This window comes from Mycolicibacterium insubricum (genome assembly GCF_010731615.1).
GTDB classification, from domain to species: domain Bacteria; phylum Actinomycetota; class Actinomycetes; order Mycobacteriales; family Mycobacteriaceae; genus Mycobacterium; species Mycobacterium insubricum.
Genome location: NZ_AP022618.1, coordinates 183,674 through 199,519, shown reverse-complemented (window position 1 = coordinate 199,519; position 15,846 = coordinate 183,674). Strand labels below are relative to the sequence as shown.

The 15,846-nt window shown below is 70.1% G+C and carries 18 protein-coding genes; 10 read left to right on the top strand and 8 right to left on the bottom strand.

All coding sequences use genetic code 11. The features are described from left to right. Nucleotides 1-7 precede the first annotated feature (7 nt). The gene (locus tag G6N16_RS00965) at nt 8-361 is read left to right on the top strand and encodes a WhiB family transcriptional regulator (RefSeq protein WP_083029233.1); all 354 of its coding nucleotides are present in this window, start codon (nt 8-10) and stop codon (nt 359-361) included. A 52-nt stretch (nt 362-413) separates the two neighbouring features. Here G6N16_RS00965 and G6N16_RS00960 read toward each other — a convergent pair whose 3' ends face one another. Both G6N16_RS00960 and G6N16_RS00955 read right to left on the bottom strand, forming a co-directional pair. Next, the gene (locus tag G6N16_RS00960; RefSeq protein WP_083029234.1) at nt 414-1,541 is read right to left on the bottom strand and encodes an ATPase BagB; all 1,128 of its coding nucleotides are present in this window, start codon (nt 1,539-1,541) and stop codon (nt 414-416) included. A gap of 2 nt (nt 1,542-1,543) precedes the next feature. Beyond that, entirely contained in the window at nt 1,544-2,551 is a 1,008-nt protein-coding gene (locus G6N16_RS00955) for an ATPase BagA (RefSeq protein ID WP_083029235.1), read from the bottom strand. A 47-nt stretch (nt 2,552-2,598) separates the two neighbouring features. Here G6N16_RS00955 and G6N16_RS00950 point away from each other — a divergent pair, with 47 nt between their 5' ends. The 3 genes from G6N16_RS00950 to G6N16_RS00940 are packed head-to-tail and all read left to right on the top strand — an operon-like array spanning nt 2,599 to nt 4,036. Beyond that, nucleotides 2,599-2,760: a Sp36 family protein gene (locus G6N16_RS00950; protein ID WP_110810711.1), complete on the top strand. Its 162-nt coding sequence runs from the start codon at nt 2,599-2,601 to the stop codon at nt 2,758-2,760. A 7-nt stretch (nt 2,761-2,767) separates the two neighbouring features. Further along, complete coding sequence (locus tag G6N16_RS00945; RefSeq protein WP_083029236.1) at nt 2,768-3,223, top strand: RidA family protein; 456 nt, start codon at nt 2,768-2,770, stop codon at nt 3,221-3,223. Between the two features lie 3 nt (nt 3,224-3,226). Then, on the top strand, nt 3,227-4,036 hold the full coding sequence (locus G6N16_RS00940; RefSeq protein ID WP_083029237.1) for an MBL fold metallo-hydrolase: 810 nt from the start codon (nt 3,227-3,229) through the stop codon (nt 4,034-4,036). On the opposite strand, the gene G6N16_RS00935 is transcribed toward G6N16_RS00940, so the two are convergent. Beyond that, nucleotides 4,033-4,707: a Crp/Fnr family transcriptional regulator gene (locus G6N16_RS00935; RefSeq protein WP_083029238.1), complete on the bottom strand. Its 675-nt coding sequence runs from the start codon at nt 4,705-4,707 to the stop codon at nt 4,033-4,035. The two genes, G6N16_RS00940 and G6N16_RS00935, sit on opposite strands and share 4 nt — an antisense overlap. A gap of 132 nt (nt 4,708-4,839) precedes the next feature. Then, a complete protein-coding gene (locus G6N16_RS00930) occupies nt 4,840-5,133 on the bottom strand; it encodes a hypothetical protein (protein ID WP_083029239.1) in 294 nt (97 codons plus the stop codon). A gap of 140 nt (nt 5,134-5,273) precedes the next feature. On the opposite strand from G6N16_RS00930, the gene nth reads away from it, so the two are divergent. The 4 genes from nth to marP are packed head-to-tail and all read left to right on the top strand — an operon-like array spanning nt 5,274 to nt 8,625. Continuing rightward, entirely contained in the window at nt 5,274-6,008 is a 735-nt protein-coding gene (nth, locus tag G6N16_RS00925) for an endonuclease III (RefSeq protein WP_083029240.1), read from the top strand. Nucleotides 6,009-6,012: 4 nt separating this feature from the next. Beyond that, complete coding sequence (locus tag G6N16_RS00920) at nt 6,013-6,624, top strand: TlpA disulfide reductase family protein (protein ID WP_083029241.1); 612 nt, start codon at nt 6,013-6,015, stop codon at nt 6,622-6,624. A gap of 49 nt (nt 6,625-6,673) precedes the next feature. Continuing rightward, the gene (locus G6N16_RS00915; protein ID WP_407663610.1) at nt 6,674-7,441 is read left to right on the top strand and encodes an NUDIX hydrolase; all 768 of its coding nucleotides are present in this window, start codon (nt 6,674-6,676) and stop codon (nt 7,439-7,441) included. Then, nucleotides 7,438-8,625 (top strand): acid resistance serine protease MarP, encoded by a 1,188-nt coding sequence (gene marP / locus G6N16_RS00910; RefSeq protein ID WP_083029243.1) that lies wholly within the window; start codon nt 7,438-7,440, stop codon nt 8,623-8,625. Before G6N16_RS00915 ends, marP begins: the two co-directional genes overlap by 4 nt. A gap of 2 nt (nt 8,626-8,627) precedes the next feature. Here the strand turns inward: marP and G6N16_RS00905 are convergent, their stop codons facing one another. After that, nucleotides 8,628-9,581 carry an alpha/beta fold hydrolase gene (locus G6N16_RS00905; protein WP_083029244.1) on the bottom strand — a complete coding sequence of 318 codons (954 nt, stop codon included), beginning with the start codon at nt 9,579-9,581 and terminating at the stop codon, nt 8,628-8,630. Nucleotides 9,582-9,585: 4 nt separating this feature from the next. Then, nucleotides 9,586-10,095 carry a phage holin family protein gene (locus tag G6N16_RS00900; protein WP_083029245.1) on the bottom strand — a complete coding sequence of 170 codons (510 nt, stop codon included), beginning with the start codon at nt 10,093-10,095 and terminating at the stop codon, nt 9,586-9,588. Between the two features lie 201 nt (nt 10,096-10,296). Here G6N16_RS00900 and G6N16_RS00895 point away from each other — a divergent pair, with 201 nt between their 5' ends. Beyond that, nucleotides 10,297-10,992: a S1 family peptidase gene (locus G6N16_RS00895; RefSeq protein WP_083029246.1), complete on the top strand. Its 696-nt coding sequence runs from the start codon at nt 10,297-10,299 to the stop codon at nt 10,990-10,992. 5 nt (nt 10,993-10,997) lie between these two features. Here the strand turns inward: G6N16_RS00895 and acs are convergent, their stop codons facing one another. After that, on the bottom strand, nt 10,998-12,962 hold the full coding sequence (gene acs / locus G6N16_RS00890) for an acetate--CoA ligase (protein ID WP_083029290.1): 1,965 nt from the start codon (nt 12,960-12,962) through the stop codon (nt 10,998-11,000). Between the two features lie 108 nt (nt 12,963-13,070). On the opposite strand from acs, the gene G6N16_RS00885 reads away from it, so the two are divergent. After that, nucleotides 13,071-13,811, top strand: a complete 741-nt coding sequence (locus tag G6N16_RS00885) for a Fic family protein (RefSeq protein ID WP_083029247.1) — start codon at nt 13,071-13,073, stop codon at nt 13,809-13,811. A gap of 661 nt (nt 13,812-14,472) precedes the next feature. Here the strand turns inward: G6N16_RS00885 and G6N16_RS00880 are convergent. Continuing rightward, a complete protein-coding gene (locus G6N16_RS00880; RefSeq protein ID WP_163787948.1) occupies nt 14,473-15,348 on the bottom strand; it encodes an HAD-IB family hydrolase in 876 nt (291 codons plus the stop codon). Nucleotides 15,349-15,846: the final 498 nt, after the last annotated feature.

Below are 15,846 nucleotides of genomic sequence, written 5' to 3'. Positions count from 1 at the left end.
ATCGCTGGTGTCAGGTAGCCGGCCCGCAGCGCGTAGGACCAGTACTTCGGCCGTCGGTGGCGTCCTGCAGGGCGCCGAGGCCGAAGCCCGAATCGCCTGGGTATCGCAGGCCAGATGCCGGGGGGCCGATCCCGACGAGCTGTTTGTCCGCGGTGCCGCGCAGCGCAAGGCCGCGGTGATCTGCCGACATTGCCCGGTGATCAGCGAGTGCGGCGCCGACGCGCTGGACAACCGCGTCGAGTTCGGCGTGTGGGGCGGCATGACCGAACGGCAGCGCCGCGCCCTGCTCAAGCAGCACCCCGACGTCGTCTCCTGGGCCGACTTCTTCGCCGCCCAGCGCAAGCACCGCACTGCCGGCTAGTCCTTTCCCTCCGGCCCCCGTTCGGCGGGACCGGGCGCCGGTAGGACCTCTCTCAGCCGGGCAGCGGCCCGGTGATCTGATCGGCGATGGCGCGCAGCGCGTCGAGATCCGACACGTCGAACGGCAACGACGGCACCCCGGCGATCGCCACGTGCGGGTTCGCGCCGGTGAACCGAGACAGCAACCGCACCTCCCGCTTGGCGGTCAGCGCGCGATCGGAGTGCACCCGCAGCACCCCGGCCGCCAGCGACGACGGGTCCTCGCGCTCCAGGTCCTCGGCACCGTCGGTGGCCCGCTCGACCGTCAGGTCGCACAGGGTGGGATGGGTCCGGTTGAGGATCAGCCCGGCCAGCGGCATCGACTCCCCGGACAGCCGGTCGACGAAGAACGACGCCTCACGCAGCGCATCCGGTTCGGCCGCAGACACCACGACGAACTGGGTGCCGCGCCGACGCAGCAGTTCGTAGGTGCGATCCGCGCGGGCCCGGAAACCGCCGAAGGTGGCATCCAGGGACTGCACGAATTCCGAAGCATCGGAGAGCATCTGGGAGCCCAGCACGGTAGACAGGGCCTTCATCGCCAGACCCACCGCGCCGGTGACCAGCCGGCCGATACCGCGGCCTGGCGCCAACAGCAGCTTCCATAACCGACCGTCCATGAAGCTGCCGAGCCGTTTCGGGGCGTCCAGGAAGTCCAGCGCGTTGCGCGACGGCGGGGTGTCCACCACCACCAGGTCCCAGCGGTCCTGGGCCAGCAGCTGGCCCAGTTTCTCCATCGCCATGTACTCCTGCGTGCCGGCCAGCGAGGTCGCCACGGTTTGGTAGAACTGGTTGTTCAGAATCGCGTCGGCGCGCTCCGGGTCGGAGAACTCCAGCACCATCTCGTCGAAGGTGCGGCGCATGTCGAGCATCATCGCGTACAGCTCGCCGGACACCCCCTCCTCCAGCGGCACCCGCTGCGGGTTGTTGCCCAGGTCCTCGATGCCGAGCGCCTGCGCCAGCCGCCGGGCCGGGTCGATGGTCAGCACCACCACATTGCGCCCGTATTCGGCGGCGCGCACCGCCATCGCGGCGGCCGTCGTCGTCTTACCGACGCCGCCGGCGCCGCAGCACACCACCACCCGGTTGGTGCGATCGCCCAGGATGGCCGCCATATCGAGGGCCGGTCGAGTTCCGGTCATGGTCAGCGCACTCCTTGCTCGGCCAGGCATTCGGCCAGTTCGTAGAGACTGCCGAGGTCGATCCCGTCGTTGATGGCCGGCAGCGCCAGCCGGGGCACGTCGATCGCGTCGAGCTGGGCCGCGCTTTCGCTGCGCGCCCGGATCAGCGAGGCGTGCTCGATGACCTCGGTCAGCAGACCGGCGAACTCGTCGTCGTCGAGGTGGATGCCGACCTTGACCAGCTCGGCCCGGATGGTGTCGGCGTCGACGTCGCCGTCGGCGGCGCGCTCGAGCACCTCCGACGGCAGGAACGACGGGATGTTGCGGTTGACGATCACACTGCCGACCGGCAGGTCCATCGACCGCAGCTCGCCGATCGCCTCGACGGTCTCCTGCAGCGGCAGCGCCTCCAACAGGGTCACCAGGTGCACCGCGGTCTCCTCGGAGTGCAGCAGCCGCACCACCGATTCGGCCTGCCCGTGCACCGGCCCGCCCTTGGCCAGCTCCGACACCGCCTTGGTGACGTCGAGGAACTTGCCGATCCGCCCGGTCGGCGGCGAATCCACCACGATGGCGTCGTACACCGGCTTGCGGTCCTTGCCGACCCGCTGCACGGCTTCCTTGATCTTGCCGGTGATCAGCACGTCACGCAGGCCCGGGGCGATGGTGGTGGCGAACTCGATGGCACCGATCCGGCGCATCGCCCGCCCGGCCAGGCCCAGGTTGTAGAACATGTCGAGGTATTCCAGGAACGCCGACTCGATGTCCAGGGCCAGCGCGTTGACCTGCCCGCCGCCGTCGGCGGTGGCGATCTTCACCTCTTCGTAGGGCAGCGGCGGCACGTCGAAAAGCTGCGCAATCCCTTGGCGCCCTTCGACTTCCACCAGCAGCACCTTGCGCCCGCCGGCGGCCAGGGTGAGCGCCAGGGCGGCCGCTACAGTCGATTTTCCGGTACCGCCCTTGCCGCTGACGAAGTGCAGCCGGGCGTCGGTGAGCCGAGCCGGCCAACCGACATGCGAAGTGGGCGCCATGTGTGCAGCCTAAACAACGGGTGTTGGCCGCGGTTAAGCTCGGCCATATGAGCCAACCGAACGCCTGGGAATACGCCACCATTCCGCTGCTGACGCACGCCACCAAGCAGATCCTCGACCAGTGGGGCGCCGACGGCTGGGAACTGGTCGCGGTGCTGCCCGGCCCCACCGGCGAACAGCACGTCGCCTACCTCAAACGGCCCAAGTGAGCCCGCGGTGACCAACTCGCAGCGACTCGCCGACCTCGGCATCGAACTGCCCGCGGTGGTGCCGCCGCTGGCCGCCTACGTGCCCGCCAAACGCTTCGGTGAACTGGTCTTCACCTCCGGCCAACTACCCGTGCGCGACGGGACCCTGCTCGCCACCGGCAAGGTCGGCGCCGACATCGCTCCCACCGAGGCCGCCGGCCTGGCCCGCCAGTGCGCGCTTAACGCGCTGGCCGCCGTCGACGCCCTGGTCGGGATCGACGCCGTCGTGTCCGTGGTCAAGGTCGTCGGCTTCGTCGCCTCCGCACCGGGATTCAACGGACAGCCCGGGGTGATCAACGGTGCCTCGGAGCTGCTCGGCGAGATCTTCGGCGACGCGGGCTCGCACGCGCGCTCGGCCGTCGGGGTGTCGGAGTTGCCGCTGGACGCCCCGGTCGAGGTGGAGCTGACGGTCGCGGTCGGATAGCCGATGTCCGAGTCCTCGGAGCAACCGCGGCATCCCGCCTACGGCGTGCTGCGGCCGGTGACCGCGACGGCGTCGGTGCTGCTGTGCGACAACCCGGGCATGATGACCCTCGACGGCACCAACACCTGGGTGCTGCGCGGCCCCGGCAGCGACGAGATGGTGGTCGTCGACCCCGGTCCCGACGACGCCGAACACCTGGCCGCACTCGCCGCGCTCGGCCGGATTTCACTGGTGCTGATCAGCCACCGGCACGGGGATCACACCGACGGGATCGACACCGTCGTCGCCGCCACCGGCGCGGTGGTGCGATCGGTGGGCAGCGGCTTCCAACGCGGGCTCGGCGGCCCGCTGACCGACGGTGAGGTCATCGACGCGGCCGGTGTCCGGATCACCGTGCTCGCCACTCCCGGACACACCGCCGACTCGGTGTCGTTCCTGCTCGACGACCCGCGCGGGGAACCGGGCGCGGTACTGACCGCCGACACCGTGCTCGGCCGCGGCACCACCGTCATCGACTCCGAGGACGGCAGCCTCGCCCACTACCTGGATTCCCTGCACCGGTTGCGGGGCCTGGGGCCGCGGCCGGTGCTGCCCGGGCACGGGCCGGAGTTGCCCGACGTCGTCGCCGTCGCCGAGGAGTACCTGGAACACCGGGAGCAGCGGCTGCAGCAGATCCACGACGCGCTGGTCGTCCTCGGCGAGGACGCGGGTGTTCGCGAGGTGGTCGAACACGTCTACGTCGACGTCGACGAGAAGCTTTGGCCGGTCGCCGAGAGCTCGGTCAAGGCGCAGCTGGACTACCTGCGCAGTTAACGGGCCCGTCTTGCGAGGCGCTCGGAGTCGCTGATCAGCACGCTCTTGCCCTCCAGGCGGATCCAGCCGCGGTGGGCGAAATCGGCCAGCGCCTTGTTGACCGTCTCCCGCGACGCCCCGACCAGCTGGGCGATCTCTTCCTGGGTCAGGTCGTGGGTGACGCGCAGCGCGCCGCCCTCCTGGGTGCCGAACCGCTGAGCCAGCTGCAGCAACTGCTTGGCCACCCGGCCCGGGACGTCGGTGAAGATCAGGTCGGCGAGGTTGTTGTTGGTGCGGCGCAGCCGTCGGGCCAGCACCCGCAGCAGCTGCTCGGCGATCTCCGGGCGATCCTGGATCCAGCCCTTGAGCGCCTCGCGGTCCATCGACACCGCGCGCACCTCGGTGATCGTCGTCGCGCTGGAGGTCCGCGGACCCGGGTCGAAGATCGACAGCTCACCGAACATGTCCGACGGGCCCATGACGGTCAGCAGGTTCTCCCGGCCGTCGGGCGACTTGCGGCCCAGCTTCACCTTGCCTGCGGTGATGATGTAGAGCCGGTCCCCGGGCTCACCCTCGGCGAAGATGGTGTGTCCTCGCGGGAAATCGACGGGTTGCAGCTGCTTGGTCAGCGCGGCGACGGCCGTCGGATCGACTCCTTGGAAGATTCCGGCCCTGGCCAGGATCTCGTCCACAGTGCCCCTTAGATATCAGCGGATGGTGAGGTGCTCGCAGACCGAACGTGATCGGCAAGGCCAGCGTTGGCCAGTGTAAACGCCGTCACATCGCGCGCCTACATATTGTGCCCGGCCACTTGGTGCCAGAGGCTACACACCGTCGACGCGGCGGGATGGCTGAAACTGCGGATTGACCACCGACGGCCGGAATACCCGCGTCGGCAAACCCGGTTCGCCGTCGAGCACGCTGGCCATCGGATAGCCGCGGTGCCCGGAGCTGGTGCCCGGTCCGGCGCCGAGGGCGCGCGGCCGGGTCTTTTCAATCAGCTCCATCAGTGCCAGGTCGCGGTTGTCGGTCTTGCCCAACAGGGACTCGACGCGATCCAGCCCGAAGGTTCCGAGCATCAGCATGCTGGGAACCAGAGTGGCGAGCAACCAGGACACCCATGGGAGTTAACCGCCCGAAAATCTCAGGACGGTCACGTTTTGTCACCCGGTCGGTCGCAAAGCGGCGCGCCGTGTCTTCCGCGCGGGTTGCCCGGCACCGGGATCCCGACGCGCCCGAGTCGCTTAACCTTGATCGGGTGAGCAGAGGCAAGCCGGAAACCCATCTCGGGCTCGTCCGGCGGGCCCGGCGGATGAACCGCACGCTGGCCGTGGCGTTCCCGCACGTGTACTGCGAACTGGACTTCACCAACCCGCTGGAGCTGACGGTCGCCACCATCCTGAGCGCGCAGAGCACCGACAAGCGGGTCAACCTCACCACCCCGGCGCTGTTCACCCGCTACCGCACGGCCGCCGACTACGCCGGCGCCAACCGCACCGAGTTGGAGGAGCTGATCCGGCCCACCGGCTTCTACCGGAACAAGGCGACGTCGCTGATCGGGCTGGGCCGCGAGCTCACCGAACGTTTCGACGGAGAGGTGCCGCGGACCCTCGACGAGCTGGTCACCCTGCCCGGCATTGGCCGCAAGACCGCGAACGTGGTGCTGGGCAACGCCTTCGGGATCCCGGGCATCACCGTCGACACCCATTTCGGCCGGCTGGTCCGGCGCTGGCAGTGGACCGCCGAGGAGGACCCGGTCAAGGTCGAGAAGGCCGTCGGGGAACTCATCGAACGCAAGGAGTGGACTCTGCTCAGCCACCGGGTCATCTTCCACGGCCGCCGGGTCTGCCACGCCCGCAAACCGGCCTGCGGGGTGTGCGTGCTCGCCCGTGACTGCCCGTCGTACGGAATCGGGCCGACCGACCCGCCGACGGCCGCGGCCCTGGTCCGCGGCCCGGAGACCGAACACCTGCTCGCGCTGGCCGGACTGTAGCCCGATGACCGTCGCCGGACGCTGGACCCTGGCCGGGCTGGCCGTGGTGGCGGCGCTGGTCGTCGCGCTGGCCCTGCAGCTGCGGCAGCCGACCGCCCTGACGGGCCCCGGCGACGTCGCGCCGGACCCCGCCGCGCTGGCCGCCGCCCGCGAGCACGCCGCGCTGCCGCCCTGCCCGGCGGGCACCGGCGACATCCCCGCGCTGCACGGGATCAGCGTGGGGTGCGCGGACGACGGCAGCACCGTCGCCGTCGAGCGGGCGCTGGCGGTCGGCACCCCGGTGGTGCTGAACCTGTGGGCCTACTGGTGCGCACCGTGCGCCCGTGAACTGCCGGCCCTGGCGCAGTACCAGCGCGACGCCGGGCCCGCGGTCACCGTGGTGACCGTGCACCAGGACCCCGCCGAGGCGACCGGGCTGGCCCGGCTGGCCGACCTGGGGGTGGCGCTGCCCACCCTGCAAGATCCCGACCGTCGCATCGCCGGGGCGCTGGGCGTTCCCAACGTGATGCCAGCAACCGTCGTACTGCGTTCAGACGGTAGCGTTGCTCAGGTCCTGCCCCGCGAGTTCGACTCGGCCGCGCAGATCGCCGACGCGGTCGCCGCCGCGCTGCGATGAACCCGTCGGGCACCGGCAAACCGTCGTGCAACCAGGTGGAAGGAGTGTGGTGAACAGCCCCGCGTTGCTGCCCACTCCCGAGGCCAGCCCGGCCTGGCTGCGTCCCCTGGTGGAGAACGCCACCGAGATCCGCGGCGCCTACCGCAACCGGGTACCGCGCTCGGTGCTCGCCGCGATCACCGCGGCCAGCGCCGCGGCCGCCCTCACCGGCGACAAACGCGACGCCGCCGTGCTGGTCCTGTTCTCCGGGTCCCCCGACGGCGGCGCCGACGGCACCCCGCCGGCCGACGCCGACCTGCTGGTCACCGTGCGGGCCGGCACCCTGCGCCATCACGCCGGCCAGGCCGCATTCCCGGGCGGGGCGTCGGATCCCGGTGACGCCGGCCCGATCGCCACCGCGCTGCGCGAGGCCACCGAGGAGACCGGCCTGGACCCCGGCCGGCTCAATCCGCTGGCCACGCTCGACAAGATGTTCATCCCGCCGTCGGGCTTCCACGTCGTGCCGGTGCTGGCCTATTCGGCCGACCCGGGCCCGGTCGAGGTGGTCGATCCGGCCGAGACCGCCCTGGTGTCCCGGGTACCCCTGCGGGCGTTCATCAACCCGGACAACAGGATCATGGTCTACCGTTCGGCGAATACCCGCCGCTACGCGGGCCCGGCGTTCCTGCTCAACCAGATGCTGGTCTGGGGCTTCACCGGCCAGGTCATCTCGGCGCTGCTCGACGTCGCCGGCTGGGCGGCCCCCTGGGACAGTAAACGGGTCATGGAACTCGACGATGCGCTGGCACTTGTCGGTGGAGAGGACATAAGCCGATGACGTCATCGCAGTGGTTGGACATCGCGATCGTTGCGGTGGGCTTCGTCGCCGCGGTCTCCGGATGGCGGTCCGGAGCGCTGGGATCGGTGATGTCGCTGGTCGGCGTGGTGCTCGGCGCCGTCGCCGGCGTGCTGCTGGCACCGCACCTGGTCAACCACATCGACGGCGCCCGGATGAAACTGTTCGCCACCCTGTTCCTGGTGTTGGCGCTGGTGGTGGTCGGCGAGATCGCCGGTGTCGTGCTGGGCCGCGCGGTGCGCGGGGCGATCCGCAACCGCGGTCTGCGGGTCATCGACTCGACCGTCGGCGTGGCCGTGCAGCTGGTCCTGGTGCTGGCCGCGACCTGGTTGCTGGCCACTCCACTGACGTCGTCGGGTCAGCCGAATCTGGCGGCCGCGGTGCGCGGGTCCAAGGTGCTGACCCAGGTCGACAAGCTGGCCCCGGAGTGGTTGCGCGGGGTGCCCAAGCGGCTGTCGGCGCTGTGGGACACCTCCGGGATGCCCGACGTGCTGGAGCCCTTCGGCCGGACCCCGATCGCCGAGGTGGACCCGCCGGACCCGGCGCTGGCCAATGAGCTGGTGGTGGGTGTGGTCTCGCCGTCGGTGGTCAAGATCCGCGGCGTGTCACCGGGCTGCCAGAAGGTGCTCGAAGGCACCGGGTTCGTGTTCGGGCCCAACCGGGTGATGTCGAACGCGCACGTGGTGGCCGGTTCCGACAGCGTCACCGTGGAGTCCAACGGCCAGAAGTACGACGCGACCGTCGTCTCCTATGACCCCAACGAGGACATCTCGATCCTGGCCGTGCCGGACCTGACGGCCCCGCCGCTGGAGTTCAACGACGAGCGGGCCAAGCCGGGTTCGGACGCCATCGTCCTGGGCTACCCGGGCGGCGGCGAGTTCCAGGCGACCCCGGCGCGGATCAGGGAGGTCATCGAGCTCAACGGCCCGGACATCTACCAGACCACCAAGCTCAACCGCGAGGTCTACACCATCCGCGGAACCGTGCGGCAGGGTAACTCCGGTGGCCCGCTGATCGACCGCAACGGCAAGGTGCTGGGCGTGGTGTTCGGCGCCGCCGTCGACGACGACGACACCGGCTTCGTGTTGACCGCCAACGAGGTCCAGCGCCAGCGCGACAAGGTGGGCAACAGCACCCGGGTCCCGACGGGATCCTGCGTCAGTTGAGTTCAGCGCGACCAGGTGAGGAACTCGGCCAGCAGGTCGTTGACCTCGTCGGGGGACTCCTCGTGGGTGAAATGCCCGGCGGCGGCCAGCGTCACGAACCGGCCGTCGCGCGCCCAGCGCCGGCTCTCCGCCACCGCGTCGGCCAGCACGTAGGGATCCTGCGCGCCGCGCAGGTGCAGCGACGGGACACCCAGTGGTTGATCCATCGCCCGCATGAAGCGGCGGCCCTCCGGCTGCAGCTGGCTGCGCACCGCCCAGCGCTGGTATTCCAGCGCGCAGTGCGCCGCACCCGGGATCTGCACCGCGCGGCGCTGGTAGCCGACGGTTTCGACGAAGTCCGCGGTGGTTTGCCAGGCCGGTCCGGCGCGGGCCCGCATCAGCGTCTCGATCTCGGCGCCGTCGTCGCGGGTCAGCTGGTGTTCGGGCCAGCGTGGCAACTGGTAGGCCAGCAGGGTCGGCAGCAGTGCCCGGGCCTGGCCGGGGTGGGTGGCGGCGCAGCGGCGCAGCGCGGCCGGGTGCGGGGAGCCGACCACCGCGATGGCGTCGACCACCCGCGGGTGCAGCACCGAGGTGGCCCAGCAGACCAGGCCGCCGTCGGCGTGCCCGATCAGGGTGGCCGAGGTGTGCCCGAGCGCCCGGATCAGGCCGGCGGTGTCCGCGGCCAGCGTCCAGCCGTCATAGCCGCGCGGCGGTTTGTCGCTGCCGCCGTATCCGCGCAGGTCGACGGCCACCACCCGGGCGCCGGCCAGCCCGCGCAGCTGATGGCGCCAGGACCACCAGAAGGTGCCGAATCCGTGCAGCAGGATGACCAGGGGTCGCGACGACGGCGCGACCGCCGCATCGGCGTCGGTGTGCGCCTCGGCCTCCACGACGTGGAAGCGGATGCCGTTGGCGTGAACGTCGAGGTGGCGCCACGGGCCGTCGATGCGGACTAGCGACGGGTCGGGCGGCGCCAAGCCGTCACCAACCGGACGGGTCGCGGGGGGCGAGCGCCTGGCCGGGCGCCGGCGAAACGCCGGGCCGCTGGTCCCCGCTGAACGCGGCGCGGGTTTCCTTGACGGTCTCGATGGTCTCCTGCGGCCCGCGGATCCGGCGTACCCGCAGCCAGCCCAGGAACGCCAGTGCGGCCGCGGCCACCACCATCAGTAGGAACACGATGCCGAACGCGGCCCACCGGTACAGCCAGCTGTCCAGCACCTCGGCGAGGGTGAAGAACAGGAAGAAGGTGGAGTACAGCAGGATCACGCCGGCCAGGATGAACAGCACGGATCCGGTCAGACCGCGTTTGAGGTCGCGGGTGATCTCCGAGCGGGCCAGCTCGACCTCGGCGCGCACCAGCGTCGACACCTGGGCGCTGGCCTCGCGGACCAGGTCGCCGATGGATGCGTCCGGCGTCAGCTGGTGCGGGTCGATCAGCGGGATCGACGCGACGGTCGCGGGCACGCCGCTGTTACGGTCAGGCTTGCTCACGTACGGTCCTCCCGGGGTGACGGTCGGTCTTCATGTTGCCATGCGGGACCCCGTGACACGACCCCGGGCGCGCCGGTAACGACTCGGCCCGCACCCGCGACAAACAGGGCATGCCGGAGGTCGCCGGTAGACTTGTTGGCTGGTGTGTTGCGGTCTGTCGTTGTTAGGGACCCGACCCAGAGGAATCGGGAGGATCCTGCTGTGCGGACCGTTGCTGTGCTCGGCCGGTTTGCGGCGGTCGTAGGCGCCGTGGCGTTGCTGGCCCCGACCGGGGTGGCGGAGGCCGACGGGCCCGTCGTCCTCGGCGGCGGGTCGGGAATCGTCATCGACAATGACGCCTACTGCACCCTGACCACCATCGGCACCGACAGCCGGGGCGACCTGATCGGGTTCACCTCCGCGCACTGCGGTGGGCCCGGCGCCACCGTCGCTGCCGAATCCGACCCGGCCGCCGGGGTCGTCGGCACCATGGTCGCCGGCAACGAGGCCCTGGACTACGCGGTGATCCGCTTCGACCCGGCCAAGGTCACCCCCACCAACAATGTGAACGGCTTCGTCATCAACGGGCTCGGGCCGGACCCGACGTTCGGCCAGGTGGCCTGCAAGCTGGGCCGCACCACCGGCCAGTCGTGCGGCGTGACCTGGGGACCGGGGCAGGACCCCGGCACCATCGTCAACCAGGTGTGCGGCGCGCCCGGCGATTCCGGTGCGCCGGTGACCGTCGACAACAAGCTGGTCGGCATGATCCACGGCGCCTACACCGACAATCTGCCGACCTGCGTCATGAAGTACATCCCGCTGCACACGCCGGCGGTGACCATGTCGTTCACCACCCAGTTGGCCGACATCACCGCCAAGGACCGGCCCGGTACCGGGTTCCGCCCCTACGGCACCTGAGGGGGTTACTTCGCCGCGCGGATGGCCTCGAAGACGCCGGGGTCCAGCAGGGTCGAGGTGTCGCCGAGCGGACGGCCCTCGGCGACGTCGCGGAGCAGCCGCCGCATGATCTTGCCGCTGCGGGTTTTGGGCAGCTCGGGGACGACGTGGATCTCCCGCGGCTTGGCGATCGGTGAGATCTCCCGGGCCACCTCGGCGCGCAGCTCCTCGATCATCTCCTCACGGGACCGCTCCCGGGCGTGTTCCTTGAGGATGACAAACGCGCAGATCGCCTGGCCGGTGTGTTCGTCGGTGGCGCCGACGACGGCGGCCTCCGCCACCCCGGCATGCCCGACCAGCGCCGATTCCACCTCGGCGGTGGAAATCCGGTGCCCGGACACGTTCATCACGTCGTCGATGCGCCCCAGCACCCAGATCTCGCCGTCGGCGCCGTAGCGGGCACCGTCACCGGCGAAGTACCAGCCCTGATCGGCGAACCGGGACCAGTAGGTCTCGACGAACCGCTCGGTGTCGCCCCAGATGCCGCGGGTCATCGCCGGCCACGGCTTGTCGAGGACCAGGTAGCCGGTGACCGGCTCGGAGTGCTCGGGCATCGGGGCGAGTTCGACGCCGTCGTCGTCGACGATCTTGGCGGAGATGCCGGGCAGTGTCCGCATCGCGGAGCCGGGTTTGCAGACGGTGACCCCGGGGATCGGGGAGATCATCGCCGCGCCGGTCTCGGTCTGCCACCAGGTGTCGACGACGGGCGTCTGGTCCTCGCCCATCACCAGCCGGTACCACCGCCAGGCCTCCGGGTTGATCGGCTCACCGACCGATCCGAGCAGCCGCAGGCTGGAAAGGTCGTGCACCAGGGGCAGCTCGCGGCCCCAGCGCATGAAGGTCCGGATGACCGTCGGGGCGGTGTAGTAGATGGTGACGCGGTACTTCTCGATGACCTGGAAGTGCCGGTGCTCATCGGGTGAGGCGGGGGTGCCCTCGTAGAGCACCTGGGTCGCGCCGTTGGCCAGCGGGCCGTAGACGATGTAGGTGTGCCCGGTGACCCAGCCGATGTCGGCCGTGCACCAGAACACGTCGGTCTCCGGCTTCAGGTCGAACACCTGGTGGTGGGTGTAGGCGGCCTGGGTGAGGTAGCCGCCCGAGGTGTGCACGATGCCTTTGGGCTTGCCGGTGGTGCCCGACGTGTACAGCAGGAACAGCGGCTGCTCGCTGGGGAACGCCTCGGGGGTGTGCTGGGTGGACGCCTTGGATACGGCCTCGTTCCACCACAGATCGCGCCCCGGGGTCATGTGGCAGTCGATGCCGGTGCGACGGACGACGAGGACGTGCTCGACGGGGCTGGCGTCGCCGAGACCGCCGAGGGCCTCGTCGACGTGCGCCTTCAGCGGCACCGCGGAGCCGCGGCGGAACTGCCCGTCGGCGGTGATGACCAGTTTTGCGCCGGCGTCCTCGATGCGCGCGCGCAGGGCCGCGGCGGAAAATCCGGCGAACACCACCGAGTGCATGACGCCCAGCCGGGCGCAGGCCAGCATCGCGATGACCGCCTCCGGGATCATCGGCATGTAGATGGCGGCCCGGTCGCCGGCCTTCAGCCCCAGTTCGGTCAGCGTGTTGGCGGCGCGGCAGACCTCGTCCTGCAATTGGGCGTAGGTGATGTCGCGATCGTCGCCGACGGGCTCGCCCTCCCAATGGATGGCCACCCGGTCCCCGTGGCCGGCCTCGACGTGGCGGTCCACGCAGTTGTAGGCGACGTTGAGGGTGCCGTCGGCGAACCACTTGGCGAACGGCGCCTCCGACCAGTCGAGTACCTCGGTGAACGGGGTGGCCCAGGACAGCCGGTTGGCCTGCTCGGCCCAGAACCCCAGCCGGTCCGCCTCGGCCCGGTCGTAGATCTCGGCGGTGGCATTGGCCGTTGCGGCGAACGCGGCCGACGGCGGGTAGTGAGTGGGGGCTTCGGTATGCGCCTCGGTCATGCGGGTGAGCTTAGTCACTGAGGGTTGCACGGGGGTTGCCTGTCATAGAATCGGCCGACGCCCGGCTGGTTTCGTTGCGGCCGAACCGGTTCCCGTAGCGTGACCGGGGTGAACCCCGACCCACTGGCCCCGCTCGCGGCGTTGCCCGGTGTCGCCGAGGCGGCCGAGGCCGCGCGCGACGAACTGGGCCGCGCGCATCGACATCGGGCGAACCTGCGGGGCTGGCCGGTCACCGCGGCGGAGGCGTCGCTGCGCGCGGCCCGGGCCTCCTCGGTGCTCGACGGCGGCGCGCCGGCCCTGGACGAGGATTCGGCGAGCGACCCGATCTTTGCCGGGGCGCTGCGGGTGACCCAGGCGCTGGAGGGCGGCGAGGGCTCCCTGATCGGCGTGTGGCGCCGGGCCCCCATGCAGGCGCTGGCCCGCCTGCACATGCTGGCCGCCGCCGACCTCGTCGACGACGACGAGCTGGGCCGGCCCCGACTCGACCCGCAGGTGTCGCCGCGGCTGGATCTGCTGTGCCGGCTGGTGACCGGCGGTTCGAGTGTCCCGGCGCCGATCCTCGCCGCCGTCGCGCACGGGGAGTTGCTGGCGCTAGCCCCGTTCGGCAGCGCCGACGGCGTGGTGGCGCGGGCGGTGAGCCGGTTGGTGACCATCGCCAGCGGGCTGGATCCGCACGGTCTGGGCGTTCCCGAGGTGTACTGGATGCGCCGGTCGGCCGACTACCGGGCGGCCGCGGCCGGATTCGCCGCCGGCACCGAGCAGGGGCTGACCGACTGGCTGGTGCTCAGTTGCCGGGCATTGCAGGAGGGTGCCCGCGAGGCTATCGCCATCGCGGATCTCAAGAAGTAGGCGACGAAAGCGGCTGTTTCCGTGTGGATTTCGCGCTGAGTCAGACGCTACGCCGGGAAAACGTCGATAGCCACCTGCGCCGGTTCTGAGTCGACGGGGAATGGCTAGCCGGACATGCGAAGCGGGCGACGACCCGAGTAACTCGGCTCGTCGCCCGCTAGCACGGAATTCCGGTTACCAGGCGTGCTAGGTGGGTTGCGCGGGGTGGCCTCGGCGTAGTTGCGACACGCTACGAATACGACCCCACCCCTGGGGTCCGGTGTACCGTCCGTATTTCGCAATTCCGCAGGCCCGCAACACTTCTGCCCTGTCAGCGGCTATGGCTCCGCGTGGGTGCCGGGGTCCGTGCTGGGTAGTCCGGTACGGGAGACCGACCCTTCTCTTTCGGATCGATCTTGGCCTTCCGGGCTGCCGTGCTTCCTTTGTACTACGTGATCGGGGTCACAGCAAGTATCAACGTGAACTTCGGCCCGAAAAGTTATCCGGCACGGCCGATTTGGGTGCACATGGCCCAGCCTGGTGGCTGTTTTTGTCTGCAGCCGGTCCCGCTCTCCCTGCGGGCCGGCGTCAGGTTCACTTCTCCGGATTGTTGCGGGCGGCGCGCAGCTCGGCGAACCGGCTGTGCTGTTTGCAGCCGGTCCCGCTCTCCCTGCGCGCCGCGTCAGGAGTCTTTGTTGCGTTTGGTCTGTTTGGCGCGCAGCTCGGCGAACCGGCTGAACGCCAGGTAGCCGATGGCACCGGAGGCCAGGGCTGTCAGGGCCACCGCAGCCGAGGTCGCAACGGCGGCGCGGGACGGTGCAGGCAGCCGGTCGCGCAGCGACACGGGTTTGGTGAACGTCAGCGTCGGCCAGCCGCGGGCGGCCGCCTCCTTGCGTAGCGCCCGATCCGGATTGACCACGGCCGGGTGCCCGACCTCGGACAGCATCGGTACATCGGTCACCGAATCGGAGTACGCATAGCAGTGCTCGAGCTGATAGGCCTCCCGCTCGGCCAGCTCACGCACTGCGGCGGCCTTCGCCTCGCCGTAGCAGTAGAACGCGATCTCGCCGGTGTACCGCCCGTCCTCAACCACCATCTGGCTGGCCATCGCGTGGGTGGCCCCCAGCGCCTTGGCGATCGGCGCCACCACCTCCTCACCGGATGCCGACACGATCACCACGTCGCGTCCGCAGAGCCGGTGCCCGGCGATCAGATCGGCGGCCTCGGCGAATACCAGCGGCGTCACCACTTCGTGCAGGGTCTCGTTGACCACCGATTTGACCTGCTCGACATCCCAGCCGGTGCACATGGCGGTGACGAACGAGCGCATCCGATCCATTTGGTCGTGGTCGGCGCCGGACATGAGAAAAAGAAACTGCGCATAGCTGGATTTCAGGACGGACCGGCGATTCAGCAGTCCCTGGTTGAAAAAGGGTTTGCTGAAGGCGAGAACGCTGGATCGGGCGATGACGGTTTTGTCGAGATCGAAGAACGCCGCCGCGCGGATCGGGCTGCTCTGCCCGGAGTCGGCTGCGGGATCGGCGGAGATTGCGGGCAGCGGTGCTGATGCGGAGTCGGGCACCGACCCAGGATAGGGCGCCTCGGCCGGCCGTTCCGGTATCGCACGCAAAATGGCAGCTCACGCCAAGTGAAAGCGACTCCACTCTTTGGCTCCGGTGTGACGTGGCACGCCGAATCGACACTTGTCACGATCCGGGGGATCGTGTGTATAGTGGTCATTACCCGGCTTATGCCGGGGCGTATCAGCCCGACCCCCCGGGGCTGATGCACGACGACCCTCGCCTCCTCCCCCCCTGGCGGGGGTCGTCTCCTTTCTCCCCCCAGATTCGCTGAGACTGTCGGTCTCGGATAATTCCGGGCCGCGCGCTGTGTCGTTTTTGCTGCACGCCACATTGCCGCACGGCGCAATTGTTCGCCCGCACACCCTGCGGCGAGATTTGCGCCGTCGGACCGGCGGTGCGCACCCGCTGCCGGCGACGGCATCCACAGTCGGCGATCCATCCACAGTTGCCCGCAATCGCCTCGCGCCGGCCGG